This is a genomic window from Streptomyces sp. NPDC025833 (assembly GCF_055558055.1).
Genome location: NZ_JBVHNF010000004.1, coordinates 276,310 through 302,189 on the forward strand (window position 1 = coordinate 276,310; position 25,880 = coordinate 302,189).

Sequence of the window (25,880 nt, forward strand, 5' to 3'; positions counted from 1 at the left end):
GCAGCCCCGGGCACCCGGGCCCGGGGAATCAGGTCCGGGATGTCCGGGGCGTCCGGGGTCAGGCCTCCGGGGGGCGCTTCAGGCGGGGCCTGCCTCGGCCCACCTGGGTGCGGACCGCGCCGATGCTGGCCGCGATGACCAGGGAGATGGCGGCGGCCTCCGGTGCCGACAGGGACTGGCCGAGGACCAGGAAGCCGGCCGTCGCCGCGATCGCCGGTTCGAGGCTCATCAGGATCGCGAACGTGGAGGCGGGCAGCCTCCGCAGGGCCAGGAGTTCGAGGGTGTAGGGCAGCACCGAGGAGAGCAGGGCCACCGCCGAGCCGAGGGCGACGGTGGTCGGGGCGAGCAGGCGGGTGCCCGCCGTGGCGACGCCGATCGGCAGGAAGAGGAGGGCGGCCACCGCCATGGCCAGGGCCAGACCGTCCGCCTGGGGGAAGCGGCGGCCCGTACGCGCACTGAAGATGATGTAGGCCGCCCACATGGCGCCCGCGCCCAGGGCGAAGGCGACACCGGTGGGGTCCATGTCGCCGAATCCCCCGCCGCCGAGCAGGAACACACCGCCGAGGGCCAGACCGGCCCAGAGCAGGTTGATCGCGCGGCGGGAGGCCAGGACGGACAGGGCCAGCGGGCCGAGGACCTCCAGGGTGACCGCCGGACCCAGCGGGATGCGGGCGACCGCCTCGTAGAAGAGGCCGTTCATCCCGCCCATGGCGATGCCGAAGGCGACCACCGTGCCCCAGTCCGCGCGCGAGTGCCCGCGCAGGCGGGGGCGGCAGACCACGAGCAGGACGATCGCCGCGGCGACGAGGCGCAGGGTCACCACGCCCGCGGCACCCGCCCGGGGCATCAGGGTGACGGCCAGGGCTCCGCCGAACTGCACCGAGATGCAGCCGGCCAGCACCAGCCCGACGGGGCCCAGCGCGCCCGGCCGGGGCGGCGCTCCGGCGGGCGTGACCGGGGACTGTGTGGTGGTGCTGGATGGGGCGGTCACGGGCGGTCCAGGTGCTTGATCGGGTTCGTCCATCGCGATGTACTGTCAGGTCCAGGGTAATGGACTCGGTCAGGTGCGTGCACCCTTCAAGCGGCTGTCTTGTCTGCCGAGACGGCCACCGGGATTCCGCCGGCGTGCCGCCGGTGTGCCGCCGACGTGCCGCCGGTGTGCCGTCGGCCGTCCGTACTCCCGGGTCATCTCGCCGCGCCTCCCTCGTCCAGCGTCTCCTCCAGGGTCTCGTCCAGCGCCTCCGCCAGCACCTCCGCCAGGTGACGGCCCCGGATCCCGCCGAGCTGCTCCAGCTGAATGCGGCAGGAGAACCCGTCGGCGAGGACCACCGCGTCCTCGGGCGCCTGCCGCACCGACGGCAGGAGCCGTTCCTCCGCGCAGGCCCGGGAGACCTCGTAATGGCCCCGGGTGAAGCCGAAGTCGCCGGCCAGGCCGCAGCAGCCCCCGCTCAGCTCGCCGGTGAGGCCGGCCGCGGCGCGCAGCCGGCGCTCGGGGGCGTTGCCGAGCACCGCGTGCTGGTGGCAGTGGGTCTGACCGGCGACCGGGCGGCCGACGGCGGGCGGGGTCCAGTGCGGGGCGTGCCGCTCCAGGGTCTCGGCGAAGGTGCGCACCGCGGCGGCCAGCGCGGCGGCGCGCGGGTCGTCGGGCAGGAGGTCCGGCAGGTCGGTGCGCAGGGCGGCGGCGCAGCTCGGCTCCAGGACGACGACGGGGACACCGGCCCGCAGCACCGGCTCCATCAGGTCCAGGGTGCGGCGCAGCACGGCACGGGCGCGGTCGAGCTGGCCGGTGGAGACATAGGTCAGGCCGCAGCAGACCCGGGCCCGGCGGGCCCGCAGGAGGGCGGTCGCCGCCCGGGTCCGGCCGTCCGCGAGCGCCGCGCGGCGCGTCCCGCGGCCGGGCAGCAGTGTGGGCGGGAGGGCCACCCGCAGTCCGGCGGCCTCCAGGACCCGGACGGCGGCCCGGCCGACGGACGGGGACAGGTGCTCGGTGAAGGTGTCCGGCCAGAGGACGACCAGGTCCCCGGCGCCCGGCCGGGCGCCCCCCGTCTCCGGCACGGGTTGCCGCCCGCGCCACCACCCGGTGAACGTCCGCGGGGCCAGGCGCGGGATCTCCCGCTCCGGTGCGATCCCGGCCAGCCGTTTGCCGAGGCGGGCCAGCGGGGGCACCGCGGCGAGGGCGTTGACCAGGACGGCCGTGCGGGTGCGGGCGGTCCAGCGGAGCCACCGCGGCAGCCGGCCCATGCTGTGGTGGGCGGCGGGGCGGCGGCGGCCCGCGTAGTGGTGGTGCAGGAACTCGGCCTTGTAGGTGGCCATGTCCACGCCGACCGGGCAGTCCGAACGGCAGCCCTTGCAGGACAGGCAGAGGTCGAGCGCGTCCCGGACCTCCGTGGACCGCCAGCCGTCGGTGACCAGCTCGCCGGCGAGCATCTCGTGCAGCAGCCGGGCCCGGCCGCGTGTGGAGTGCTCCTCCTCCCCGGTGACCCGGAACGAGGGGCACATCACGTCGGGGCCGGCCGCCGTGGCCGTACGGCACTTGGCGACGCCGACGCAGCGGCGGACGGCCGCGCGGAAGTCGCCGCCGTCCGCCGGGTAGCCGAAGGCGACGTCGACCGGGCGGCGGGGCAGCACCGCGAAGCGCAGGTTCTCGTCCAGCCGCGCCGGACGGACCAGCATGCCCGGGTTGAGCAGGTCGTCCGGGTCCCAGACCGCCTTGGCCCGCTCGAACAGCGCGACCGTCCGCGCGCCGTACATCCGGGGCAGCAGCTCCGCGCGGGCCTGCCCGTCGCCGTGCTCCCCGGACAGTGAGCCGCCGTGGGCCACCACCAGGTCGGCCAGCTCCTCGGAGAAGCGGCGGAAGCGGCCGACGCCGGCCGGGGTCAGCAGGTCGAAGTCGACGCGGACGTGGATGCAGCCGTCACCGAAGTGGCCGTACGGCGTGCCGCGCAGCCCGTGGGCCGTCAGCAGGGCCCGGAAGTCGCGCAGGTAGGCGCCGAGCCGGGCGGGCGGCACGGCGCAGTCCTCCCAGCCGGGCCACGCCTCCGTGCCGTCCGGCATCCGGGTGGCCGTACCGCTCGCGTCCTCGCGGATGCGCCACAGCCCGCGCCGGGCCGCCGTGTCGGTCACGACCAGCGCGTCGACGACGTCGGCCGCGCGCACGATCTCCCGCGCACGCGCGGCTGCCTCCGCCGCCGTCCGGCCGCCGGTCTCCACGAAGAGCCAGGCGCCGCCCGGCGGCAGCCCGGACCCGGCCGGCACCAGGTCGGCGGCCATGCCCTCCACCGTGAGCGGCCGGAAGGGCAGCAGGCCCGCCGCGGCCTCGGCGGCGGCGCCCTCGTCGGCGTAGGACAGGACGGCCAGGGCCCGGGCGGGCGGGTCGTCGACCAGGCGGACGACGGCCTCGGTGAGGACGGCGAGGGTGCCCTCGGAGCCGCAGAAGGAGCGGGCCACGTCCGCGCCCTTCTCGGGCAGCAGCGCGTCCAGCGCGTAACCGGAGATGCGGCGGGGCAGGTCCGGGAAGCCGGTGCGCAGCCGGGCCGGTTCGGCCTCGGCGAGCTGCCGCAGCCCGTCGGGGGCGCCGGCCCAGCCGGGGCCGAGCCGCAGCCGCCGCCCGCGCGCGGTGACCACGGACAGCTCCCGGACGTTGTCGGCGGTCGTGCCCCAGGCGACCGAGTGGGAGCCGCAGGAGTTGTTGCCGATCATCCCGCCGAGCGTGCACCTGCCGTGCGTGGAGGGGTCGGGGCCGAACCGCAGTCCGTGCGGGGCCGCGGCCTCCTGGAGCCGGTCGAGGACGAGCCCGGGCTGCACGACGGCCGTGCGGCTGCCGGGGTCGAGCGCCAGCAGGCCGGTCATGTGCCGGGTGAAGTCCAGCACCACGCCGGTGCCGGTCGCCTGCCCGGCGATCGACGTGCCGCCGCCGCGCGCCACCACGGGCACCCCGCGCGCCCGGCAGACCTCCAGCACGGCGGCCACGTCGTCGGCGTCCCGCGGCGCCACGACGCCGAGCGGCACCCGCCGGTAGTTGGACGCGTCCATGGTGGTCAGCGCCCGGGCGGTGACGCCGAAGCCGACCTCGCCCCGGACGGCCCCGCGCAGCGCCGCCGCGAGTTCCCCGGCGTCCCCGGCGCCCGCGACATCCCCGGCGCCCCCGGCATCCGCTCGTTCCGTCATGGGTCCAGGATGCATCCGCACACGGACAGTCACCACGAGTTGTCCACAACCCCGTACCGATCGTCGTACGACAGCACCATCACATGACCGGGCGATCTCGTCTCATCGGACGGACACCCCTCCACGGCGCTTTCCGCCAGCGGTTAACCTCCTCACGTGGCCGACATCCAGATTCCCGCTGACATCAAGCCCGCCGACGGACGATTCGGCGCTGGCCCCTCCAAGGTGCGGACCGAGGCGCTGGACGCCCTCGCCGCCACCGGTACGTCCCTGCTGGGCACCTCCCACCGCCAGGCGCCGGTCAAGAACCTGGTCGGCAAGGTCCGCGAGGGCATCTCCGAGCTGTTCTCCCTGCCCGAGGGCTACGAGGTCGTCCTCGGCAACGGCGGCTCCACCGCCTTCTGGGACATCGCCACGCACGGTCTGATCGAGAACAAGTCGCAGCACCTGACCTTCGGCGAGTTCTCCTCCAAGTTCGCCAAGGCGGCCAAGCTCGCCCCCTGGCTGGCCGAGCCGACCGTCGTCGCCGCCGACCCGGGCACCCACCCGGAGGCGCGGGCCGAGGCGGGCGCCGACGTCTACGCCCTCACCCACAACGAGACCTCCACCGGTGTCGCCATGCCGATCCGGCGCCCGGCCGGCGCCGACGAGGGCGCGCTCGTCCTCGTGGACGCCACCTCGGGCGCGGGCGGCCTGCCGGTCGACATCGCCGAGACGGACGTCTACTACTTCGCCCCGCAGAAGTCCTTCGCCTCCGACGGCGGCCTGTGGATCGGCGTCTTCTCCCCGGCCGCGATCGAGCGCGCCGAGCGGATCCACGCCTCCGGCCGTCACATCCCGGAGTTCTTCAGCCTGCCCACGGCGATCGACAACTCCCGCAAGAACCAGACGTACAACACCCCGGCCCTCGCCACCCTCTTCCTGCTCAACGAGCAGCTGGAGTGGCTGAACGGCCAGGGCGGTCTCGCCTGGTCCACGGCCCGCACGAAGGACTCCTCGACCCGCCTGTACAACTGGGCGGAGGAGTCCAAGCACGCCACCCCGTTCGTCACCGACCCGGCCAAGCGCTCGCAGGTCATCGGCACGATCGACTTCTCCGACGAGATCGACGCCGCGGCCGTCGCCAAGGTGCTGCGCGCGAACGGCGTCGTCGACACCGAGCCGTACCGCAAGCTCGGCCGCAACCAGCTCCGCGTCGCGATGTTCCCGGCGATCGACCCGGCGGACGTCGAGGCCCTGACGAAGTGCGTCGACTACGTGATCGAGAAGCTCTGACCTCTCGCCCACGCCAGGGAAGGGCGCCCGGTGTCCGACACCGGGCGCCCTTCGCGCATCCCGGCGCCCGGACCCGCGTCCCAGGACCGCTCGGCCCTCGAAGCCCCGGCGCACACGGGCGGGCGGGTGAGGGGCCGGCGCGGACACAATGGTGGAGACCGGCGCTCCGTTCGCTGTCGAATCCGCTCCGAGGAGCCCTCCCGTGCCCGTGTTCGCCCGCAGCCGCCGCACCCTCCTGACCGCCTCGGTCCTCCTGACCGCGCTGGGCGCCACCGCCGTCCTGCCGGCGGCCGCCGCCCCGGCCGCGCCCGTCGCCCCGGCCGCCGGGGCCGCGGCCAGGACCGACCCGAACGCCCGCTACGCGGGCCGGGCCGTCGCCATCGGCGAGGACCTGGTGGCCGTCCTGCGCGACGACCCCGGGGCGGGCGGCCCCGAGGCGTGGATCCGCGCGGTGCCGAAGCACTGGCGGCCCGGTGACACCTACTTGTACCGGGTGCTGGACGGGCTCGACCGGAAGCACACCGCGTCCGAGCAGCGCGGCCTCTCCCTGCGCCTGGTCGGCGCCGGCGGCTCCGCGCCCGTCCTCCGGGTGACCGGCGCCAAGGGCGGACCACGCGGCTACGCGCTCCCGAAGGCCGGCACGCCCGACGCCCGGGGCTGCACCATCGTCACGGAGCAGGCCATCGGGGCCGGGGCCGTCGCCGTGCTGAGCAACGGCCCCGACGGGCCGTCGGCGTTCTTCAAGGACGCCGGTGACGGCACGCGCTTCGGCGGCGTCGTCGACCGCGCCCACCCCTCGCTGCCCGCGAGCGCCGGGTTCGTCGCCCGCATCCTGGACCCGCGCGGGAAGGCCCCCAGGCTCCTCACCGACATGGAGGGCGGCGGCCACCCCGCGAGCACCACCGCGTTCCCGGCGCCGGGCTGCCTGCGGTAACGCCCCGTCCGCGCGGGACGGTTCAGCTCCGCCGCAGCCGCCGCAGCCCGAAGAAGGCGGCCACACCGGCCACGAGCAGCACGGCGCCGACCGTGAGGCCCGGGCCGTCGTCCTGCTGCGCCGCCGCGCTCCCCCCGCCGCCGGCCGACGCGGACGCGGCGGGCCCGTCGGGGGCGTCCACCGCCCGCACGGAGCTGTTCACGCCCTCGCTGCCGTACATCAGCCGGGTGCCGTCGGCGGAGTACGAGACGGACTCGCCCTGCCCCTGGAGGGGCACGTCCAGGCGGCCCTTCCGCTTGATCCGGCCGCCGTTCCAGTCGTAGTGGACGCCGCCGAAGTACCCGCGCACCGCGAGCCGGCGGCCGTCCGGGGAGAAGGCGGCGTCGGTGGCCCACAGGTCGACGGGGGCGATCGGCTTGAAGACGTTCCTGCCCGACGCGGAGAGGGTGGCCGGGCCCTCGTACAGGTGCCCGCCGTCCTCCTTCTTGTCGATGATGTAGACGCGGCCGGTCTTCGGGTGCACGAGCAGCGACTCGGCGTCGCGCGGCCCGTCCTCGTACGTGACGACGTACTGCGTGGCCGTGACCGTCTGGTCCGTCAGCCGCTTCGGCTCGGGCAGCCGGTAGATCCACACGTACGGCCACCGGCCGCCGAAGTTGTCGCCGATGTCCCCGACGTAGATCTCGTCGTCCGGCCCCATGGAGATCGCCTCGACGTCGCGCGGGGAACCGATGCCGCGCAGGGTGACCCGGGCCACGGTGTTGCCGGTGGCGCTGTCCACGGCGTACAGGTACGGTCCGTCGTCGCTGTCGTTGTGCGTCCAGTAGATCCCCGGGTGCCGCCGGGAGGCGGCGAGCCCGCTGGACTCGGTGATCCTCGGGTCCTTGATGGTGAACCCCTGGTCGCCGAGCCCGTCGGCGGCGGAGGCGGGCAGTGCGCAGGCGCCGGCGAGGAGCACCCCGGCGAGGACGGCGGACGATCGACGCATGCCCCAAGACTGCCATCACCGGCGGGGGTTCAGCGGACGCGGTCCGCCGCACGGACCCCGCGAGCCCGCCGGCGCCGGCCGTCGTCCATCATGACCGGATGCTCAGGTTCATGCCCGTGGGCGACAGCATGACGATCGGGAGCGCGGGCGAACACACGTGGCGTCACCGGCTGTGGCGGCACCTGTGCACGGCGTACGGCGGCCCGTTCACCTTCGTCGGCCCGCGCGAGACGCTGTACGACAAGCAGGCCGACGCCCCGACGTCCCTCGCCTACGCCGAACCCGGCTTCCCCCGCGGCCACCTGGCGGGCTGGGGCGAGGGCTGGCTGCACATGGCCCCGCTGATCGGCGACGCGGTCCGGACCCACCGGCCCGACGTCCTGCTGGTCTCCCTCGGCCTGATCGACCTGGGCTTCTACACGAACGCCGAGCAGACCGCGGAGAACGTGCGGGCCTTCGTCGCGCACGCCCGCGGGGCCCGCCCGCGGGTCCGCATGGTGCTGCTGCCGGTCGTGCCGAACGTCCGGGCCGAGACGGACGCGCTCTTCGCCGAGCAGGTGGACCGGTTCAACGTCCTGCTCGGCAAGGCGGTCGCCGACCTGGACGAGCCCCGCTCACCGCTGCTGCTGGCCTCGCCGCCCGAGTCGTACGACTGGCACACCGACACCTACGACGGCACCCACCCCAACGCGCGCGGAGAGCACCTGATCGCCGGGGCCTTCGCCGGGGCGATGCGGGAGGCGTGGGGGATCGGGCGGGAGCACACGGCCGGCCCGCACTGAGCGGTTCCCGGCGCGGCGCGGATGGGGCCTTGCCTAGAGCGCACTCCACGCCGTTGGCTGGTGGACCATGGAGTACACGCAGCTCGGACGCACGGGACTGAAGGTCGGCCGGCTCGTCCTCGGGACGATGAACTTCGGTCCGCAGACCGACGAGGCCGACAGTCACGCGATCATGGACGCGGCGCTGGACGCGGGCATCAACCTCTTCGACACCGCCAAACAGGAATTCTGACGCCGGACTGCATCGTAGCGTGCCGCCAGCGCGCATACGGCATCACGGAGAGCGCCGACCGCCACCCCCAACTCGCCCTGCACGCAGAGCAGGAAGCAGCGGTCCACATGCAGATTTGTTACGTCACCATGCGAAAGCTTCAGGGGACGGTCCCGGCCCCGGGAAGATCTCGTCGAGAGCCGCAAGAAGCTCCGCGCCCAGGGCCAGGTCGAGGGCGCGCAGCGCCGAGTCAAGCTGCTCCTGCGTGCGCGGGCCGACGATCGGTCCTGTCACGCCGGGACGGGTGAGCAGCCAGGCCAGGGCGGCCTCGCCCGGTTCGATGCCATGCTTGTCGAGCAGGTTCTCGTACGCCTGGATCTGCTCGCGCGTGCGGGCGTCCTTGAGGGCGTCGGCGGCCCGCCCGCTCGCCCGGCGCCCCTCCGTGGCCTCCTTCTTGAGGACTCCGCCGAGCAGCCCGCCGTGTAGCGGCGACCACGGGATGACGCCGAGGCCGTAGTCCTGCGCGGCAGGGATGACCTCCATCTCGGCGCGGCGCTCGGCGAGGTTGTAGAGGCACTGCTCGCTGACGAGCCCGACCCGGCCGTGTGTCTTCGCGATCTCGTTGGCCTGGGCGATCTTGTAGCCGGGGAAGTTCGAGGAACCGGCGTACAGGATCTTCCCTTGTTGGATCAGGACGTCGATCGCCTGCCAGATCTCCTCGAACGGCGTCGACCGGTCGATGTGATGGAACTGGTAGACGTCGATGTAGTCGGTCTGGAGCCGCTTGAGGGAAGCGTCCACGGCACGGCGGATGTTCACGGCGCTGAGCCGGTCATGGTTGGGCCAGGCCGGTCCGTCGGCGCCCATGTTCCCGTAGACCTTGGTGGCCAGGACCGTCTTGTCACGACGCCCGCCGCCCTTGGCGAACCAGGTACCTACGATCTCCTCGGTGCGCCCCTTGTTCTCGCCCCACCCGTACACATTTGCAGTGTCAACGAAATTCAGCCCCGCATCGAGCGCAGCATCCATGATGGTGTGGCTGGTGGCTTCATCCGTCTGCGGCCCGAAGTTCATCGTGCCGAGCACGATGCGGCTGACCTTGAGTCCGGTACGTCCCAGCTGCGTGTATTCCATGGACGCCAAGCGAACCCCTTCGAGTCCACTCCACGCAAGACGTCCGGCGGGCGGCGGGTACGCCTGCCTCAGGCACCCTCGCCGATGTGCCGGTACAGCGTGGCACGTGAGACGCCCAGGGCCTTGGCGATGACGCTGACGCTCTCACCTTTGGCTCGTCTGGCGCGGGCGACGGTGAGCATGTCCTCGTCGATCACTGCGGGCCGTCCACCGGTACGCCCTTGCGCTCTGGCCGCGTCCAGCCCTGCGAGGGTGCGCTCCTTGATCAGGCTGCGCTCGAACTCGGCCATGGCCCCGACGACCTGGAGCATGAGGCGGCCGTCGGCCGTGCCGGGGTCGATGTTGGCCAGTGCACCCGGCAGGCTGACGACCTTGAGTCCCGGTTCCACTCGCTCCCAGACGGGGATTTCCGAGCCGCTGCTCGCCGTCCTCATGGTGACCGCGATGTCGAGATCGCTCTTGGCCCGGTTGATCGCGGTCTGGATGCTGCGCCCCTTCTTGGACTTCCGCAGGACGATGACGCCGCGGACGCCTCCGGCCATCGCCCGCCCGCCGATGGGGGCGGAGGCCGTGGTGAGCCCCTCGCCGTTACCCTTCGGCGTGTGCGTCACCGCAAGCACGGGGATGCCGGACTTGCTGATCGGCTTGAGCTTGTCGATGGTGTTCCGGGCCGTGACGGAGGAGGCGACGTCCTCACCGTCACCGAGGGCGCCCAGCACGTTGTCGAGGACGAAGAGGTCGGCGCCCAGCGTCAGGAGGTGGGCTGGCTGGTGTCCTCCACGGGAAAGACGGTGACGGAGTCCCTCGGGACTGCGCCGTGCAGCCGCTCGCGGAGTTCCCCTTCGGCGCCGTCGTCCGTGAGGCCGAAGACGATGTGGCGGCAGGGGCGCAGCACGGGGAGGCCGAGGAATTCATCGGCTCCGTTCAGGAGGGCGGCGGACATCCCGGCGGCGAAGTTCGTCTTCCCGGCCTTGGGCTCGCCGGCGAGCATGGTGATGTCGCTGGTTAGCAGGTCGCCAATGAGGAACGCCTGCTCGTACGGGACGTGCTCCATCTCGTGGAGCTTGCGCCCCTTGGTGGTGATGGCTCCCACGGTTTGTCGGGCCCCTACCTGTGAGGCGCACGGCGCGGTCTCTCATCACAGGTGGCGCCCAGGGCGTGATGCCCAGACTCGGTCTCGTGCGGTCGGGAGCGACGGCGACGACCTGCCGGGCATCCTACAAAGGCCGAGAGGACCCTGCGTTCGGGGTCCGCTCGGTGCCTCTCGCCCTTCGGCTTCGTCAGTCTTCGCTGCGAATCGCTGCCATGTTGCGTACGCGCTGCTTTAAGTCCATCGGGATCAGAACCTGAACCCGTCCGACGGGGTGCTGCCACATGCCGTCATGGCCGTCCACGGACATGGCCTGCGCGGCCGTCATCCCCCGGATCGGCTCTACGTGAATGACAGCCTTGGCCCCTGCGGCACGGAGCTCCTTGCCCTTCTCGTGCTGGGTCGACAGCTTGCTCCACCGCTCCCGGTAGGTCTCTCCCGTGGGGATCTCCTCCCAGGTGTCCGGCCGTGTGGGCTGGGCGATGAGCTGCTCGCGTCGCGCGTCCAGCCGCTTGTACGTCTCGCGGTACTCCTGCTTGCCCAGCTCGCTGGAGTAGAGCCCCGCCTCGCGGTCCTCTCGCAGGTCCGCCAAGGCACGGTTCACTTCCTCGATGTCGCGTGTGTAGTCCACTCCGGGACGGAAAACCTTCCGGACGATCTCGACGTCCCCGGCGGCGAGTAGGAACGCCTTCTCCACGGCGTCCTCCAGCGTGTGCGCCGCAATGCCCTTGTTTCCGGTCGGGCACGGCTTGTGGGTGGTCCGCGAGGCGCAGCGGTAGTAGGGCCAGTTGCGGCCGGGGCCGAGATACGCGGGTTCCCCACAGGCGCAGAACGCAACCCGGAGCAGGGGTGAGCCGCCCTTGCGGTTTCCGTTGCGCTGACTGGTGTTCTCGTCCAGCCTCTTGTTGGCCAACTCCCACTCCTCCTGCGTGATCAAGGGCTCCGCGCGCTGAAGAGGCTGGCCATCAGCGTCCCGGACGACTCGGGTCCGCTTCACCTTCTTCCCGTCAACCATCACCTCCTCAGTCACTTCCGTCTGCCCCAGGACACAGCGGGAGCGCACGACCTTGGACGTGTTCGCGGCGGTCCAGCGGCTCCCCTTCGGGGTCTTGCCGCTCCGGATCATCTGGGCGTCCAGGGACGTCGGGGTCTTGGACGTGTCCTCGTTGAGCCACTGCGCAATGCTGTTCGCCGACTCACCTTCGATGAGACGGCGAACGATCTCGCGGAGCGTCCCGGCCGTGTCCGTTCCGTAGTCGTCCGGCACCAGCTTCCACCCCTCGCCGGTCTCTTGCTTCTGCTCGCGGTACCCGTAAGGAGTGCGGCCACCGCGCCAGCGTCCCTCCTTCACCAGGTGGTTGTAGGACGACTTGGCCCGTGCCTTGATGGCTTCGAGCTCCCCCTCCGCGAAGGACGCGATCAGGCTGAGGAGAAGCTTCCCCATCTGCGTGTTGAGGTTGATCCCGTCCTCGACGGTCGCGACCTCCTTGCCGTTCTTCTCGCACCACTCCAGGAGAGTGTGCACGTGCAGCACGCGCCGCGAGAGGCGGTCGATCTTCAGCGCGCAGAGGATGTCGTACTCATCGGCGCGCGACTCCTCCATCGCGATCCTGTGCTCGATCACGCTGACCTCCTTTCCGATGGTCGAAGGCAGCCACTTGCCGAACTCCGGGCGCTTCCACGGCTCTACCCCGCCGGACACGTCGATGTCCTCGACCCATCCCACGACGACGTGCCCCTCCTGGTCGGCCCATCGCTGGATGGACCGACGCTGACGCTCCGGCGATGTGGTCTCGTCCGACACCCTCGACAGACGGACCACACCCAGAACTCTCGCCATGCTCGTTCTCCCCTCTCCCCTGCAGCACGCATCGTGCACAAGGGGTGACGGTATGTGGTTCGGATCATGGCGTCAAAATTGATCTTTGGACATGGCGAACGTGTACGGCTGGGGTGAGAACAAGGGGCGGACCGAGTCCATCATCGGGAACTGGTTCGCCAAGGGCGGCGGGCGGCGCGACAGGACCGTCCTCGCCACCAAGGTGTACGGCGACATGGGCGCCGACGGCGGCACCCCCTGGCCCAACCACGACAAGCTCTCCGCGCTGAACATCCGCCGCGCGGTGGACGGCAGCCTCAAGCGGCTGCGGACCGACCACATCGACCTCTACCAGTTCCACCACATCGACCGGAACACGCCGTTCGACGAGATCTGGCAGGCGATCGACGTCCTCGTCCAGCAGGGCAAGATCCTGTACGCGGGTTCCTCCAACTTCCCCGGCTACAAGATCGCCCAGGCCAACGAGGCCGCGGCCCGCCGCGGCGGCACCATCGGCCTGGTCAGCGAGCAGTGCCTGTACAACCTGGCGGAGCGCCGGGCCGAGATGGAGGTCATCCCGGCCGCGCGGGAGTACGGCCTCGGCGTCATCCCGTGGTCGCCGCTGCACGGCGGTCTGCTGGGCGGGGTCATCAAGAAGGAGGTGCGGGGCGGCCGGCGCGCCTCGGGCCGGGCCGCGGACACCCTGAACGACCCCGCGGCCCGCGCCCGGATCCAGGCGTACGAGGACCTGCTCGACAAGCACGGGCTGGAACCCGGCGAGGTGGCGCTGGCCTGGCTGCTGACCCGGCCCGGCGTGACCGGCCCGATCGTCGGCCCGCGCACGGCCGGACAGCTCGCGTCGGCGCTGCGGGCCGTGGAGCTGGAGCTGAGCGGGGAACTGCTGACCGGCCTGGACGAGATCTTCCCGGGCCCGGGACCGTCGCCGGAGGCGTTCGCCTGGTGAGCCGCGGGCGGGGCGGCACTCCGGGAGGGGTGCCGCCCCGCCCCGCCGCTACCTGACGGCCGACGCCAGGGCGACCACCACGAACATCAGCACGAGTACACCGGCCATGATCCGGTTCCGGGTTTTCGGGTCCACGTATGCGAGCCTAACCGCCCGCGCCCAGTGCCCAGCGGGCGACCACCTCGTACCGCGGCTGCTCGCCCGGTGTCCCGGACCTCGGCAGGTGGCTCCGCACCAGCGCCAGGTCGCCGACGGTCCAGCTCCGGCCGGCGAAGGCGCGCAGCAGCTCCACGTACGGCCGGACGTCCACCGCGTCCCGGCCGCGGGCCAGCGTCAGGTGGGCCGTGTAGTGCCGGTGCTCCCCCATCGGGATGTCGGCCTTGCGGGCCGCCGCCTCGGCCCGGTCGGCCAGCAGCCGCAGCTCCGCCACGTCCCCCCGGGCGCCCGCCCACAGCGCGCGGCCGCGGCCGAACTGGCCGCCGCCCGCGACGGCGAGCGTCAGGGGCGCCGCCCGGCGGGCGGCGCGGGCCAGGCGGTCCGACAGGCCGGGGAGGAGGTCGTCGGCGACCTCGCCGTAGAAGGCGAGGGTGAAGTGCCAGCCGGGGCGGCCGGTCCAGCGCAGCCGGTCGGCTCCCGGCAGCCGCCGCAGCCGGGCGACCTCCGCGGCCAGCTCGTCCGCGACGTCCTCCGGGGGCAGTACGGCGGCGAAGAGTCTCATGGGCCTCACGATCCCAGGCCGCACGATCCCAGACCCGGCGGGCCGGACGGGAGGACGCCGGGCGCCGGCCGCGGCGGGGGGCGCGGGGTGTCTCGTCTCACCGGACGCCCGGCCCCCGGAGCGCCCCACAGGGGCCTCCGGGGTGCTCCGGGGCACGGTCAGGCGGCCGTCGCCAGGCTCTCGCGTTCGCGCGGGACGAAGCGGACCCGGGGGTGGCCGCGGTGCCAGGCCACCGACAGCCGCAGGCCTCCGATGCGGGTCAGGACCAGCCCGATCGCGGCGGCCGCGACGGCCGACACCACACCGCCGGCCGCGAAGCCGATCCGGGCGCCGTAGGTGTCGGTGATCCAGCCGACCACCGGCGCGCCCAGCGGGGTGCCGCCCATGAACACCATCATGAACAGGGCCATCACCCGGCCGCGCATGGCGGGATCGGTGCCCATCTGGACCGCCGTGTTCGCGGTGACGTTGACCGTCAGGCCGAAGATGCCGATCGGGACCATGAGCAGCGCGAACAGCCAGTACGACGGCGCCACCGCGGCCACCGTCTCCAGCGCGCCGAAGGCCAGCGCGGCGGCGATCAGCACCCGCAGCCGGGCCGTGCCGCGGCGGGCGGCCAGCAGGGCCCCGACCAGGGAGCCGACGGCCATCAGGGTGTTGAAGAGGCTGTAGCCGCCGGCTCCGGCGTGGAAGACGTCGTCCGCGTAGGCGGAGAGCCAGACCGGGAAGTTGAAGCCGAAGGTGCCGATGAAGCCGACCAGGACGATCGGCCAGATCAGCTCCGGCCGCTTCGCGACGTAGTGCAGCCCCTCCCGCAGCTGCCCCTTGCCGCGCGGCGCGCGCTGGACCACGTGCAGTTCGCGGGCGCGCATCAGCAGCAGGCCCGCGATCGGCGCGGCGAAGGACAGGCCGTTGGCGAGGAACGCCCAGCCGGTGCCCACACCGGTGATCATCAGGCCGGCGACGGCGGGGCCGACGAGCCGGGCGGACTGGAAGTTCGCCGAGTTCAGGCTGACCGCGTTCTGCAACTGGTCCGGGCCGACCATCTCCGAGACGAAGGACTGGCGGGCCGGGTTGTCGACGACCGTGGCCAGGCCGACGGCGAAGGCGGCGACGTAGACGTGCCAGACCTGGACGTGGCCGGAGAGGGTCAGCGCGGCGAGCGCCAGCCCGGAGAGGGCCATCGCCGACTGGGTGACCAGCAGCGCGGGCCGCTTGGGCAGGCGGTCCACCAGGACCCCGCCGTACAGGCCGAACAGCAGCATCGGCAGGAACTGGAGCGCCGTCGTGATGCCCACGGCGGCGGAGGAGCCGGTGAGGCCGAGGACGAGCCAGTCCTGGGCGATGCGCTGCATCCAGGTGCCGGTGTTGGAGACGACCTGGCCGAGGAAGAAGAGGCGGTAGTTCCGGATCCTCAGCGAGCTGAACATCGAGGACTTGGGGGAAACGGGGGTGGCAGCGGTCGGTGCGGGGGCGGAAGGTGCTCCGGATCCCGTACTCAAAAGAGGTCGCCTCCTTCGGTGGGCGCGCTTACAGGTGTGCGAGTTTCTCCAGGACCGGGGCGGCGGCGCGCACGGCGGCCCATTCGTCCTCGTCGAGGTTCTCGACCAGACCGGCCAGGAACGCGTTGCGCTTGCGGCGGCTCTCCTCGAGCATCGCCTCGGCCTGCTCGGTCTGGGTGACGACCTTCTGGCGCCGGTCCTCGGGGTGCGGCTCCAGCCGCACCAGGCCCTTGGCTTCGAGCAGCGCGACGATGCGGGTCATCGACGGCGGCTGGACGTGCTCCTTGCGGGCCAGTTCACCCGGGGTGGCCGAGCCGCAGCGGGCGAGGGTGCCGAGCACCGACATCTCGGTGGGGCTCAGCGACTCGTCGACCCGCTGGTGCTTGAGGCGACGGGAGAGCCGCATCACGGCGGAGCGGAGAGCGTTCACGGCGGCAGCGTCGTCGCCATGGGTAAGGTCCGGCATGTTCTTTAGGGTAACTCATTACCCTGACTAAGGAACACCGGAGTACTCGCCCCGCGCCGTGATACCTGCCACTGGACCCTCCACTCACCCGCGCGGGTGAGTCGTATCCGAAAAGTGACGCATCGGACGGCCGGATGTGGCGACCCTCATTCCATGGGGACCAGCGTGCTCAGCCTGCGGATGGACGGGGAGCTGCTCGAACGGCTCCGGCACCACGCGGCGAAAAGAGGAATGAGCGTCCAGGACTATGTCGTCCGGACGCTCATTCGGGATGACTTCGACGAGCGGTTCCAGACCGCCGTCGAGGAGACGGAGAAGTTCTACGGGGTCACCTGAGGACCCGGCCGGGCGCTCAGGTGAGGCCGAGGGCCGGCATCAGGTAGTAGAAGGCGAAGACGGCCGAGACGGCGTACATCGGCACCGGGATCTCCCGGGCCCGCCCGGCGACCAGGCGCAGCACGGTGAAGACGATGAAGCCCATGCCGATGCCGTTCGTGATCGAGTAGGTGAACGGCATCATCAGCATCGTCACGAAGGCCGGGATCGCGATGGTGTAGTCCGCCCAGTCGATCTCCTTGATCGAGTTCGACAGGATCAGGAAGCCGACCGCGAGCAGCGCCGGGGTGGCCGCCTGGGACGGGACCATCGTGGCGACCGGGGTGAGGAACAGCGCCGCGGCGAAGAGGCCGCCCGTGACGACGTTCGCCAGGCCGGTGCGGGCGCCCTCGCCGACGCCCGCCGTGGACTCCACGAAGGCGGTGGTGGCCGAGGAGGAGCTGGCGCCGCCCGCTGCGACCGCGAGGCCGTCGACGAGGAGGACCCTGTTGATGCCGGGCATGTAGCCCTCGGCGTCGGTCAGCTTGGCCTCGTCGCTGACGCCCATGATCGTGCCCATCGCGTCGAAGAAGCACGACAGCAGGACCGTGAAGACGAAGAGGACGCCGGTCAGCACGCCGACCTTGGAGAAGCCGCCGAACAGGCTGACCTGGCCGACCAGGCCGAAGTCGGGGGTGGAGACCGGGTTGCCCGGCCACTTCGGGACGGTCAGGCCCCAGGACGGGATCGTGGCGACCGCGTTGACGATCACCGCGAGCACGGTCATGCCGACGATGGAGATGAGGATCGCGCCCGGCACCTTGCGGACGAGCAGTGCGAAGGTGAGCAGCACGCCCAGGATGAAGACCAGCACCGGCCAGCCGGTGAGGTGACCGCCGGTGCCGAGCTGGAGCGGGACGGTGGTCTGCGCGGCGTCCGGCATCCGGGTGACGAAGCCGGAGTCGACCAGGCCGATCAGCATGATGAACAGGCCGATACCGATCGAGATCGCCTTGCGCAGACCGAAGGGCACCGCGTTCATCACGCGCTCGCGCAGACCCGTGGCGACCAGCAGCATGACCACGAAACCGGCCAGGACGACCATGCCCATGGCGTCCGGCCAGGACATGCGCGGCGCGAGCTGGAGGGCGACGACCGAGTTCACGCCGAGGCCGGCGGCGAGCGCCACCGGCACGTTGCCGATGACGCCCATCAGCAGCGTGGAGAAGGCGGCCGTCAGCGCGGTCGCCGTCACGAGCTGGCCGTTGTCCAGGTGATGCCCGTACATGTCCTTCGCGCTGCCGAGGATGATCGGGTTCAGCACGATGATGTACGCCATCGCGAAGAAGGTGGCGAGACCGCCGCGGACCTCGCGGACGACGGAGCTGCCGCGCTCGGTGATCCGGAAGAAGCGGTCGAGGGCGGCGAAGCCGGGCGTGCCGCCCGGCTTCTCGGGGGTGGGGACCTTGGCGGGTGCCGAGGTGGACATGCGGGACCTCATCACCAACGGGGTTCCCCCGAGTCTCGTTGGACTTTCATACGAATGGAAGTGGCCGAAGACAAACGGTTTCAGTATGAACGTATGAGTCCGAGATCGCTATCTCCGCGCGTAGAACCGATCGACCGGACGGCGGGCGTCCCCCGGCCCATAAGCTGTGCCCATGGCCAAGTGGACCCCCAAGCACGAGGCGCCCGAGCCCCTGGAGGGCCCCGTGGTCGCCACCATCACCGGCGGCACGATCGTGTGGTTCGTGCTCTTCCTCGTCCAGCTTCCCTTCTACGGCTGGTTCGACGACCACGGCCACCTGTGGTGGCTGTGGACCTGCCTGGCCGGGGGCGGGCTGGGGCTGATCGGCGTCTGGTACGTGCGCAGGCGGGACGCGGCCATCCGGCGGGACGCGGCTCCGCGGACGGCCGGCGCCGAGTAGCGCGTACGACCTGCGCAGGACCCGGGTCCTCCCCAGGTCGGAAATCGGCCGCGCTCGGCAGGTGAACGGACAGACCGGCACGTACCGTCGAATGCATGAGCCATATAGACGCGGGCGCGGAGCTCGACCCCGTGCACCCCGCGGCCCTTCCCGGGAGCCGGCCGGCCGGGCTGACCGGCGCCGAGGTCGCGGAGCGGCGCTCGCGCGGACAGGTCAACGACGTCCCGGTGCGCAGCAGCCGGTCGCTCGGCGAGATCGTCCGGGCGAACGTCTTCACCCGGTTCAACGCGATCATCGGCGTGCTCTGGCTGGTCATGCTGTTCGTCGCGCCGATCCAGGACAGCCTCTTCGGCTTCGTGATCCTCGCCAACACCGGCATCGGGATCGTGCAGGAGTGGCGGGCCAAGCAGACCCTGGACTCGCTCGCGGTGGTCGGGGAGGCCCGGCCGACGGTACGGCGCGACGGCGTGGCGACCGAGGTGGCCACCAGCGAGATCGTGCTGGACGACCTCATCGAGATCGGGCCCGGCGACAAGGTCGCGGTCGACGGGGTGTGCGCGGAGGCGGACGGGCTGGAGATCGACGAGTCGCTGCTCACCGGTGAGGCCGACCCCGTCGTCAAACGCCCGGGCGACCCGCTCATGTCCGGCAGCTTCGTGGTCGCGGGCGGCGGTGCCTTCCAGGCGACCAAGGTCGGCCGCGAGGCCTACGCCGCCCAGCTCGCCGAGGAGGCCTCCCGGTTCACGCTGGTCCACTCCGAGCTGCGCAGCGGCATCTCCACGATCCTGAAGTACGTCACCTGGATGATGGTCCCGGCGGCCGTCGGGCTGGTGATCACCCAGCTCGTCGTGAAGGACGACGACTTCAAGGACGCCGTGGCCCGCACGGTCGGCGGGATCGTGCCCATGGTCCCCGAGGGGCTGGTGCTGCTCACCTCGGTGGCCTTCGCGATCGGGGTGATCCGGCTGGGCCGCCGGCAGTGCCTGGTGCAGGAGCTGCCGGCCATCGAGGGGCTGGCCCGCGTCGACACCGTCTGCCTGGACAAGACCGGCACCCTCACCGAGGGCGGCATGGACGTCACCGAGCTCAGGCCGCTGGACGGGGTGGACGAGGGGTACGTCCGCAAGGTGCTCGGGGCGCTCGGCGAGTCCGACCCGCGCCCGAACGCCTCCCTCCAGGCGATCATCGACGCCTACCCGGACAGCGTGGACTGGCGCTGCGTGGAGTCGCTGCCCTTCTCCTCGGCCCGCAAGTACAGCGGGGCCTCGTTCAGCGAGGGCGACGGGGAGACCAGCACCTGGCTGCTGGGCGCCCCCGACGTGCTGCTGGGCGCCGACGACCCGGCCCTCGCCGAGACCGGGCGGCTCAACGAGCAGGGGCTGCGGGTGCTGCTGCTGGCCCGTGCGCGCCGGGACCTGGACGACGCCGAGCCGGCCCGGGGCGCCCGGCCCGCCGCCCTGGTGGTGCTGGAGCAGCGGCTGCGGCCGGACGCGTCCGAGGCGCTGCGCTACTTCGCCGAGCAGGACGTGCGGGCCAAGGTCATCTCCGGGGACAACGCGGTGTCGGTCGGCGCGGTCGCCGGGAAGCTCGGCCTCCGGGGGGAGGCGGTGGACGCGCGGAAGCTGCCCGCGGACCGGCCGGCGATGGCCGAGGCGCTGGACTCCGCCACCGTCTTCGGGCGGGTCACCCCGCAGCAGAAGCGGGACATGGTCGGCGCGCTCCAGTCGAACGGGCACACGGTCGCGATGACCGGGGACGGCGTGAACGACGTGCTGGCCCTGAAGGACGCCGACATCGGGGTCGCCATGGGCTCCGGTTCGGAGGCCACCCGGGCGGTGGCGCAGATCGTGCTGCTGGACAACAGCTTCGCGAGCCTGCCCTCGGTGGTGGCCGAGGGCCGCCGGGTGATCGGCAACATCACACGCGTGGCCACGCTGTTCCTCGTGAAGACGGTCTACTCGGTGCTGCTGGCGCTGCTGGTGGTGTGCTGGCAGGTGGAGTACCCGTTCCTGCCCCGGCACCTGACCCTGCTGTCCACGCTGACCATCGGCGTGCCGGCGTTCTTCCTGGCCCTCGCGCCCAACAAGGAGCGGGCGAAACCGCACTTCGTGCGCCGGGTGATGCGGTACTCGGTCCCCGGCGGCGTGGTGGCCGCGGTGGCGACGTTCGTGATGTACCTGGTCGCCCGGCACCACTACGCCGGCAGCGGGGCCCTGGAGGCGGAGACCAGCGCCGCCACCCTGACCCTGTTCCTGGTCTCCATGTGGGTGCTGGCGATCATCGCCCGCCCCTACACCTGGTGGCGGGTGGTCCTGGTGGCCGCGATGGGCCTGGCCTTCGTGGTGGTCCTCGCCGTGCCCGCCCTCCAGGACTTCTTCGCGCTGCGGCTGGTCGGCCTGGCGATGCCCTGGACGGCGGTCGGCGTGGCGGTGGTGGCGGCGGCCGCCCTGGAGTTCCTGTGGAAGTGGGTCGACCGCCGTTTCCCCGACTAGCGCCGGGCGCCGGAGGTGCGGGCGGTCACCGTGCTCAGCGCGTCGCCGGGCCGGTTACCGGACGTCGACGTAGTCGGCGGCGGCGCTGGTGCCCGACGCGGTGGTCGAGCCGGCGTAGCTGTAGCGGTAGTAGCCGTCGTAGCCGGCCGTGACCGTGGTCTTCAGGGCGCCCGTGGCGGACGAGGTGACCGTCTTGACGGTGGTGAAGGTGCTGGTGCCGGCCTTGTGGAACTGGAGCCGGACGGACTGGCTGCTGAAGGCGCCGTAGGTGCCGCGCTCCCAGTCGGCGCGGGTCAGCTTGCCGGTGACGGTCAGGGTCCGGCCCTTCACCACCGGCTCCGGGGTGGCGTCGGTGGTGGTGAGCCTGGTGGCGCGGCGGACCGGGAGGGTGCCGAGGTTGCTCTGCCACTTCAGGGCGTGGGTCTTCTTGTCCTGGGCGACGCCGCCCTGCTTCCAGGTGCCGGCGTCCGTGTCGTACAGCTCGTCGGCCGGGATGGTGATCGTGGCCGAGCAGTTCGCGGTGGTCGTGTCGACCGTGGTGCAGGTGCCCGGGGCGTCGCTGCCGACCAGGGTGTCGGCGTCCTGGGCGGAGGTCCCGCGGTAGAGCAGCGGTCCGGTGTCGACGCTCGTCAGGGAGACCGTGGTGGGGTGCGTGACGGTGTAGGTCGCCTTGACCTTGACCGTGGAGGTGGCCCCGATGGAGATCGCCTTGCCGCCGTTGACCTTCACGTTGGAGAAGGTGACGTTCGGTGCGGCGGCGGTCGCGTGGGCGGCCGGCACGGCGAGGGCGGAGAGGGCCAGGGCGCCGGAACGGCGGCCACGGTGGCACGGATGCGCATGTGGGTTCCCTCGGAGGGAGAAGTGATCATGGAGTCGGTCGACTCGCGTGATCAGATCCCCGAGGCGCGCCCGGGGTTGTACGGCGAGACCGCTCCCCCACCGGGTTTGGGCCGGCCATTACCCGTCCATGACGCAAGTGAGAGTAAACGTTCCGGACAGCCCCCGGGGAAGGCGCGCTCCCCCGGGGTCCGCCCGGCCGGGCCTACTGCACGTCGATGAAGTCGGCGGCGGAGTTGACCGCGCCGGTGCTGGAGTTGCCCGCGAAGGAGAAGCGGTAGTAACCGTCGACCGAGGCGGTGGCCGTGGTCCGCAGGTTGCCCTTGGCGTCCGCCTTGACGGACTTCAGGTTGGTCCAGGTGCTGGAGGTCTTCTTGCGGAACTGGAGCTTCACGTACTGCGAGCCGTAGCCGCCGTACCTCAGCGTCTCCCAGTTCGCGCGGCTGAGGGCGCCCTTGACCGTGAGCGTCTTGCCCTTCCGCACCGGCTCCGGGGCGGCGTCGGCGGTGAGCTTGGCGGCGCGCTGGAACCAGAAGGAGCCCGCCTTCTCCTTCCAGACGAAGTCGCCGTCCTTGGCGTCGACCCAGGCGTTGACGTACCAGGTGCCGGCGTTCTTGTTGGACAGGTAGTCCGTCCTCGGGTCGATCTTCACCGAGGCGGTGCAGGTGGACGTCCTGGTGTTGACGGCGACACAGCGCGGCTTGCCGGTCGTCTCCCAGCCGTAGCCGGGGCCCTCCAGGCTGAACGAGTTGGCGGCCTTGATGCCCGAGTTGTCCGTGGCCGTCACGCTGACCTTGACGGTCACGGCGCCGGAGGTGCCGATGGCCACCTTGTTGTCACCGTCGACGACCACCTTGGTGATCCTCGTGTCGCCGTATCCACCGTCGGCCTGCGCGGCCGGGACGGCGAGGGCGGACAGGGCCAGGGCACCGGTCGCGACGGCGACCGAGGCACGGATGCGCATGTGATGTGTCCCCACGTCTGGTTCTGGGGAGCCGGACGGCTCCGCAGATGTGACGCGGGGACAAAGTGAAAGGTTGTACTACTCGTGAAATTTTCGCGGAGGTACCGTCCGGGTCAGTCGAACCAGCGGTCGCGGGCCAGTTCCTGGGTGCGGGTCGGGTCCTCCAGCAGGGCTGCCACCTCGAACCGTCGCGGCCACTGGCCCGCCGCCCACGCCAGTCCCGCCGCGACCCCCTCCAGGGTGGCCGCGTGCAGCACGCCGTCGCCGGTCAGCCGCCAGTCGATCTCCACGCCGTCCACGACGAGTTCCCCGTGCTCGACGTAGGTCCGCGGCGTGCGCGGCCCGAGCAGCACCCGCACCGGGTCCGGCACCTCGTGCTCGGCGCCCTCGGACGTCACCGCACCGGTGACGGACTCGCTGAGCCGGCGCACCTGGAACAGGTCGGCCAGCTCCGCGGCGAGCGCGGGGCGGACCGGGAGCAGCGGCACCCCGGAGGTGAACGGCAGCAGGTCCGGCGAGTCGACCACGACGGCCGCACCGGCGTCGACGACCTCCACCCGGCCGTCCACGACGGCCCGCAGCTCGTCCGGCAGGGTCACCCGCTCGGGCTCCAGCTCGGCCAGCGCCCCGTACAGGCCGTGCAGTTGGGCGGCGGACACCCGGCGCTCCGGGTCGGCGAGCCGGTCCAGCAGCTCGGCGGCGCCGCCGGGCTCGTCCAGCAGCGCGTCGACGGAGGTGCGCACCCCGAGCGCCCGCAGCACCTGCTCGTCCGCGAACCCGGTGGCGTCGGCCTCGTCGTACAGCCCGCGCAGCAGCGGGTCCCCGCCCGCCGCGAGCAGGCCGGCCGGGCGCCGCCCGTCGAGCACGGGGTGCCCGCGCAGCCACCACGCCGTGTACGGCCGTACGACCTCGTGGGTGCCGTCGGGCAGCAGGATCCGCACGGGCTGGGTCAGGGCGTCCCGCAGCGGCGGCCGGGCCAGCAGGGACAGGGCCTCGGGCCAGTGGTCGTCGTCCACCAGGTCCAGGTCGCGGACGGCGACGAGTTCGGTGGCCACGGGCGGCACCGGGCTGTCCGGGAACCGGTCGAGGATGTCCTCGCACCACACGTCCACGGCGTCCAGCAGGCCCGCGTCGTCCGGCTCGGCGTAGTCGCCCTCGCGGGGTTCCAGCTCGTCCGGGTCCAGGACGACGTCGGTGGCGCGGACCAGCGCGAACCCGGCGAGCACCCCGCACGCCGCGAGCGTCCGCTCCCCCCACCGCTCGGCCAGGGCGGCGTCCACGGCGGCCAGTTCGTCCTCGCGGATCACCCGGGCGAAGGCGCTGCCGGGGAACACCAGCTCACCCGCGGGCGCCGGTTCGCCGTCCTCGTCGGGCAGCGCGAGCGCGCCCAGCCAGGGCTCCTCGCCCGGTTCCAGGTCCGCGTCGCGGACCAGGGCGAGCACGGCGTCCGCCAGTTCCTCGGCGTCCGGCGCGTCCTCCTCCCAGCCCAGGGCGCCGTCGTCGTCCAGCGAGCCCGCGACGGCGGCCCGCACCTGCGGGGTGGTGAGCACCGCGCGCGGGGTGGCGGGCAGCGCGCCCAGCTTCTCCAGCAGCGGGTGCGCGGCGTCGGCGTGGGCGACCTTCAGCCCGAGCCGGCCGAGGAGGTCCGGGTCGATCCGGGCCCCGTCCGCGGTGGGCAGCAGCACCTGCCGGGGCCCGATGGTGGTCCGCGCCGCCCCGGCACCGGGGCCCCCGGCCAACGGCACCGGAAGCCCGGACAGCCGGTCGGGGTCGACCCCGGCGAGGCTGTCGTACAGCCGCCACCACCAGCCGGGTTCCTTCTCCAGCCCGGCGAGCCGGTCGACGGCGTCGGCCAGGGAGAGCCGGGCGACCCCGAGGGACCGCAGCTCCACGCGCCGTTCCAGCCCCGCCGGGAGCAGCGTCGGCAGCACCTCGGCCAGCACCCGCACGGTGTCGGCCCCGGCGCCCTCGACCACCTCGGCGTCCCGGGGCCGCAGCGCCTCGGGCAGGTCCTCGTCGGTCCGCGCGTCGAGGGCCGGCGGCAGGAAGGCGGTGCGCGGCAGCCGCTCCAGCACGGCCTGGCGCAGCGCCCCGTCCAGCTCCCCCTTGCCGAGCGGGCCGGGGACGAGGTCGACGATGCCCGCGCTCACCGGCCGCCAGGCGGCCAGGAGTTCGGCGTAGGCGTCGGCGGCGCGCCGGACGAGGAAGTCGGTCAGCGGGCCCGGGGCCGCGTGCCGCCGGGTGGTGTCCAGCGGGAAGGAGGCGATGAGCAGCGCGGGCACCCCGAGGGGCTCGTCGCTCGGGGTCGGGGCGTGCACGACCGGGGTGGTGCGGGGCGGGACCGGCGCCCCGTAGGCGTCGACGGGCACGGCCCAGGTCACCGACCAGTGGGGCCGCAGCCGCTCCTCCACCGGCCGGCCGGCGAGCAGGTCCGGGGTGAGCGTCCCGTACGCGGAGACGGACCGCCAGGTGGTGGTGCCGTCCCGGGAGTCCTCGACGATCGTGAAGGGGCCGTCGGTCCGCCGGACCAGGGTGCGCGGCGGCTCCTCGCCGATCTCCACGACGACCTCCGCCAGGCCCGGCAGGGCGAGCAGAAGGGCGTCGTCGACGCCGTGCAGCAGCCGCTCGGCGAGATCCGCGGCGGCGGCGTCCCGCAGGGGCAGGATGACGGCGGTGTCGTACGGCTCCGGGGCGGTGCCCTCGGCGGCGAACGGCAGCCGGAGCAGCGGCACGTGGCCGTCGCGGCGCCGCACCTCGTCGCCCAGCCCGGGGCTGTGCCGCGCGACGTCGGCGGCCAGTTCCCGGGCCTCGGCCAGCGCCCAGCGCACCCCGCCGTGCCGGCCCACGATGGCCGGTTCGTCGGTCACGGAGAGCACGGCGGCGAAGCCGACGCCGAACCGCCCGACGGCGCCGTGCGCGTCCCCGGTGTCCCGCTTCGCGGAGGCCCGCAGCGTGGCCAGCGACTCGACACCGGCCGCGTCCAGCGGGGCCCCGGTGTTGGCGGCCACGAGCACGCCGTCGCGGAGGGTGAGGCGCAGCCGGCCGGGCGCCCCGGACCGGGCGGCGGCGTCGGCGGCGTTCTGGGCCAGCTCCACGACGAGCCGGTCCCGGTAGCCGCCCAGGACGAGGTCCTCCTCGGCGTTGGCGTCCTCCCGGAACCGCGCGGGACCGGCCGCCCAGGCGTCGAGGACGCCGCGGCGCAGCCGGGCCGTCCCGAAAGGATCGGCGCCCTCGGCCGCCGGCCGCACGAACTTGCTCACGTCCACTCTCCTCCTCCGCGCGAGGACCCCTCCG

The 25,880-nt window shown here is 72.7% G+C and carries 21 protein-coding genes and 1 pseudogene; 8 read left to right on the forward strand and 14 right to left on the reverse strand.

Annotation, left to right across the window (positions count from 1 at the left end):
* Positions 1 to 58: 58 nt before the first annotated feature.
* Positions 59 to 1,024: an EamA family transporter gene (locus tag ACZ4K2_RS08655; protein ID WP_467470925.1), complete on the reverse strand. Its 966-nt coding sequence runs from the start codon at positions 1,022 to 1,024 to the stop codon at positions 59 to 61.
* 161 nt (positions 1,025 to 1,185) lie between these two features.
* Positions 1,186 to 4,167, reverse strand: coding sequence for an FAD-binding and (Fe-S)-binding domain-containing protein (locus tag ACZ4K2_RS08660; RefSeq protein WP_467470927.1), 2,982 nt, complete (start codon positions 4,165 to 4,167; stop codon positions 1,186 to 1,188).
* A gap of 156 nt (positions 4,168 to 4,323) precedes the next feature.
* On the opposite strand from ACZ4K2_RS08660, the gene serC reads away from it, so the two are divergent.
* Entirely contained in the window at positions 4,324 to 5,442 is a 1,119-nt protein-coding gene (gene serC / locus ACZ4K2_RS08665) for a phosphoserine transaminase (RefSeq protein ID WP_467470929.1), read from the forward strand.
* Positions 5,443 to 5,644: 202 nt separating this feature from the next.
* Positions 5,645 to 6,376, forward strand: coding sequence for a hypothetical protein (locus ACZ4K2_RS08670; protein WP_467470930.1), 732 nt, complete (start codon positions 5,645 to 5,647; stop codon positions 6,374 to 6,376).
* Between the two features lie 22 nt (positions 6,377 to 6,398).
* Here the strand turns inward: ACZ4K2_RS08670 and ACZ4K2_RS08675 are convergent, their stop codons facing one another.
* Positions 6,399 to 7,364, reverse strand: coding sequence for a WD40 repeat domain-containing protein (locus ACZ4K2_RS08675; RefSeq protein ID WP_467470932.1), 966 nt, complete (start codon positions 7,362 to 7,364; stop codon positions 6,399 to 6,401).
* Positions 7,365 to 7,462: 98 nt separating this feature from the next.
* Here ACZ4K2_RS08675 and ACZ4K2_RS08680 point away from each other — a divergent pair, with 98 nt between their 5' ends.
* Together ACZ4K2_RS08680 and ACZ4K2_RS08685 are read left to right on the forward strand one after the other, a co-directional pair.
* A complete protein-coding gene (locus ACZ4K2_RS08680) occupies positions 7,463 to 8,146 on the forward strand; it encodes an SGNH/GDSL hydrolase family protein (RefSeq protein ID WP_467470934.1) in 684 nt (227 codons plus the stop codon).
* Between the two features lie 67 nt (positions 8,147 to 8,213).
* Positions 8,214 to 8,363 (forward strand): annotated as a pseudogene (locus tag ACZ4K2_RS08685) (aldo/keto reductase); the annotation flags it as partial.
* A gap of 138 nt (positions 8,364 to 8,501) precedes the next feature.
* On the opposite strand, the gene ACZ4K2_RS08690 reads toward ACZ4K2_RS08685, so the two are convergent.
* The 4 genes from ACZ4K2_RS08690 to ACZ4K2_RS08705 all read right to left on the reverse strand — a co-directional run bounded on the left by ACZ4K2_RS08690 (position 8,502) and on the right by ACZ4K2_RS08705 (position 12,421).
* Positions 8,502 to 9,491, reverse strand: coding sequence for an aldo/keto reductase (locus tag ACZ4K2_RS08690; RefSeq protein ID WP_467470936.1), 990 nt, complete (start codon positions 9,489 to 9,491; stop codon positions 8,502 to 8,504).
* 68 nt (positions 9,492 to 9,559) lie between these two features.
* Positions 9,560 to 10,210, reverse strand: coding sequence for a recombinase family protein (locus ACZ4K2_RS08695; protein ID WP_467470938.1), 651 nt, complete (start codon positions 10,208 to 10,210; stop codon positions 9,560 to 9,562).
* A gap of 32 nt (positions 10,211 to 10,242) precedes the next feature.
* On the reverse strand, positions 10,243 to 10,584 hold the full coding sequence (locus ACZ4K2_RS08700; RefSeq protein ID WP_467470940.1) for a hypothetical protein: 342 nt from the start codon (positions 10,582 to 10,584) through the stop codon (positions 10,243 to 10,245).
* A 187-nt stretch (positions 10,585 to 10,771) separates the two neighbouring features.
* The gene (locus tag ACZ4K2_RS08705; protein ID WP_467470942.1) at positions 10,772 to 12,421 is read right to left on the reverse strand and encodes a recombinase family protein; all 1,650 of its coding nucleotides are present in this window, start codon (positions 12,419 to 12,421) and stop codon (positions 10,772 to 10,774) included.
* Positions 12,422 to 12,512: 91 nt separating this feature from the next.
* On the opposite strand from ACZ4K2_RS08705, the gene ACZ4K2_RS08710 reads away from it, so the two are divergent.
* Positions 12,513 to 13,364: an aldo/keto reductase gene (locus ACZ4K2_RS08710; RefSeq protein WP_467471252.1), complete on the forward strand. Its 852-nt coding sequence runs from the start codon at positions 12,513 to 12,515 to the stop codon at positions 13,362 to 13,364.
* 145 nt (positions 13,365 to 13,509) lie between these two features.
* On the opposite strand, the gene thpR is transcribed toward ACZ4K2_RS08710, so the two are convergent.
* The 3 genes from thpR to ACZ4K2_RS08725 form a co-directional block, all read right to left on the reverse strand.
* On the reverse strand, positions 13,510 to 14,082 hold the full coding sequence (thpR, locus tag ACZ4K2_RS08715) for an RNA 2',3'-cyclic phosphodiesterase (RefSeq protein WP_467470943.1): 573 nt from the start codon (positions 14,080 to 14,082) through the stop codon (positions 13,510 to 13,512).
* Between the two features lie 158 nt (positions 14,083 to 14,240).
* Complete coding sequence (locus ACZ4K2_RS08720) at positions 14,241 to 15,584, reverse strand: MFS transporter (RefSeq protein ID WP_467470945.1); 1,344 nt, start codon at positions 15,582 to 15,584, stop codon at positions 14,241 to 14,243.
* 28 nt (positions 15,585 to 15,612) lie between these two features.
* Positions 15,613 to 16,050 (reverse strand): MarR family winged helix-turn-helix transcriptional regulator, encoded by a 438-nt coding sequence (locus ACZ4K2_RS08725; protein ID WP_467470947.1) that lies wholly within the window; start codon positions 16,048 to 16,050, stop codon positions 15,613 to 15,615.
* Positions 16,051 to 16,203: 153 nt separating this feature from the next.
* Here ACZ4K2_RS08725 and ACZ4K2_RS08730 point away from each other — a divergent pair, with 153 nt between their 5' ends.
* Positions 16,204 to 16,386 (forward strand): ribbon-helix-helix protein, CopG family, encoded by a 183-nt coding sequence (locus ACZ4K2_RS08730; RefSeq protein WP_269660093.1) that lies wholly within the window; start codon positions 16,204 to 16,206, stop codon positions 16,384 to 16,386.
* Positions 16,387 to 16,402: 16 nt separating this feature from the next.
* Here the strand turns inward: ACZ4K2_RS08730 and ACZ4K2_RS08735 are convergent, their stop codons facing one another.
* The gene (locus tag ACZ4K2_RS08735; protein ID WP_467470949.1) at positions 16,403 to 17,854 is read right to left on the reverse strand and encodes an NCS2 family permease; all 1,452 of its coding nucleotides are present in this window, start codon (positions 17,852 to 17,854) and stop codon (positions 16,403 to 16,405) included.
* Between the two features lie 172 nt (positions 17,855 to 18,026).
* On the opposite strand from ACZ4K2_RS08735, the gene ACZ4K2_RS08740 reads away from it, so the two are divergent.
* Both ACZ4K2_RS08740 and ACZ4K2_RS08745 read left to right on the forward strand, forming a co-directional pair.
* A complete protein-coding gene (locus ACZ4K2_RS08740) occupies positions 18,027 to 18,293 on the forward strand; it encodes a DUF2530 domain-containing protein (protein WP_467470951.1) in 267 nt (88 codons plus the stop codon).
* A 95-nt stretch (positions 18,294 to 18,388) separates the two neighbouring features.
* On the forward strand, positions 18,389 to 20,785 hold the full coding sequence (locus tag ACZ4K2_RS08745) for an HAD-IC family P-type ATPase (protein WP_467470953.1): 2,397 nt from the start codon (positions 18,389 to 18,391) through the stop codon (positions 20,783 to 20,785).
* A gap of 54 nt (positions 20,786 to 20,839) precedes the next feature.
* Here the strand turns inward: ACZ4K2_RS08745 and ACZ4K2_RS08750 are convergent, their stop codons facing one another.
* From ACZ4K2_RS08750 to ACZ4K2_RS08760, 3 genes are all read right to left on the reverse strand, one after another.
* Positions 20,840 to 21,565, reverse strand: a complete 726-nt coding sequence (locus ACZ4K2_RS08750; RefSeq protein WP_467470955.1) for a hypothetical protein — start codon at positions 21,563 to 21,565, stop codon at positions 20,840 to 20,842.
* 262 nt (positions 21,566 to 21,827) lie between these two features.
* On the reverse strand, positions 21,828 to 22,586 hold the full coding sequence (locus tag ACZ4K2_RS08755) for a calcium-binding protein (protein ID WP_467470957.1): 759 nt from the start codon (positions 22,584 to 22,586) through the stop codon (positions 21,828 to 21,830).
* Positions 22,587 to 22,699: 113 nt separating this feature from the next.
* The gene (locus ACZ4K2_RS08760) at positions 22,700 to 25,846 is read right to left on the reverse strand and encodes a sacsin N-terminal ATP-binding-like domain-containing protein (protein ID WP_467470959.1); all 3,147 of its coding nucleotides are present in this window, start codon (positions 25,844 to 25,846) and stop codon (positions 22,700 to 22,702) included.
* Positions 25,847 to 25,880: the final 34 nt, after the last annotated feature.

Excerpts from the sequence above, each read along its gene's own strand:
- ACZ4K2_RS08655 (WP_467470925.1), bottom strand. The coding sequence starts at position 1,024 with ATGGACGAACCCGATCAAGCACCTGGACCGCCCGTGACCGCCCCATCC.
- ACZ4K2_RS08660 (WP_467470927.1), bottom strand. The coding sequence starts at position 4,167 with ATGACGGAACGAGCGGATGCCGGGGGCGCCGGGGATGTCGCGGGCGCC.
- ACZ4K2_RS08675 (WP_467470932.1), bottom strand. The coding sequence starts at position 7,364 with ATGCGTCGATCGTCCGCCGTCCTCGCCGGGGTGCTCCTCGCCGGCGCC.
- ACZ4K2_RS08680 (WP_467470934.1), top strand. The coding sequence starts at position 7,463 with ATGCTCAGGTTCATGCCCGTGGGCGACAGCATGACGATCGGGAGCGCG.
- ACZ4K2_RS08690 (WP_467470936.1), bottom strand. The coding sequence starts at position 9,491 with ATGGAATACACGCAGCTGGGACGTACCGGACTCAAGGTCAGCCGCATC.
- ACZ4K2_RS08705 (WP_467470942.1), bottom strand. The coding sequence starts at position 12,421 with ATGGCGAGAGTTCTGGGTGTGGTCCGTCTGTCGAGGGTGTCGGACGAG.
- ACZ4K2_RS08710 (WP_467471252.1), top strand. The coding sequence starts at position 12,513 with ATGGCGAACGTGTACGGCTGGGGTGAGAACAAGGGGCGGACCGAGTCC.
- thpR (WP_467470943.1), bottom strand. The coding sequence starts at position 14,082 with ATGAGACTCTTCGCCGCCGTACTGCCCCCGGAGGACGTCGCGGACGAG.
- ACZ4K2_RS08725 (WP_467470947.1), bottom strand. The coding sequence starts at position 16,050 with ATGCCGGACCTTACCCATGGCGACGACGCTGCCGCCGTGAACGCTCTC.
- ACZ4K2_RS08730 (WP_269660093.1), top strand. The coding sequence starts at position 16,204 with ATGGGGACCAGCGTGCTCAGCCTGCGGATGGACGGGGAGCTGCTCGAA.
- ACZ4K2_RS08735 (WP_467470949.1), bottom strand. The coding sequence starts at position 17,854 with ATGTCCACCTCGGCACCCGCCAAGGTCCCCACCCCCGAGAAGCCGGGC.
- ACZ4K2_RS08740 (WP_467470951.1), top strand. The coding sequence starts at position 18,027 with ATGGCCAAGTGGACCCCCAAGCACGAGGCGCCCGAGCCCCTGGAGGGC.
- ACZ4K2_RS08745 (WP_467470953.1), top strand. The coding sequence starts at position 18,389 with ATGAGCCATATAGACGCGGGCGCGGAGCTCGACCCCGTGCACCCCGCG.
- ACZ4K2_RS08755 (WP_467470957.1), bottom strand. The coding sequence starts at position 22,586 with ATGCGCATCCGTGCCTCGGTCGCCGTCGCGACCGGTGCCCTGGCCCTG.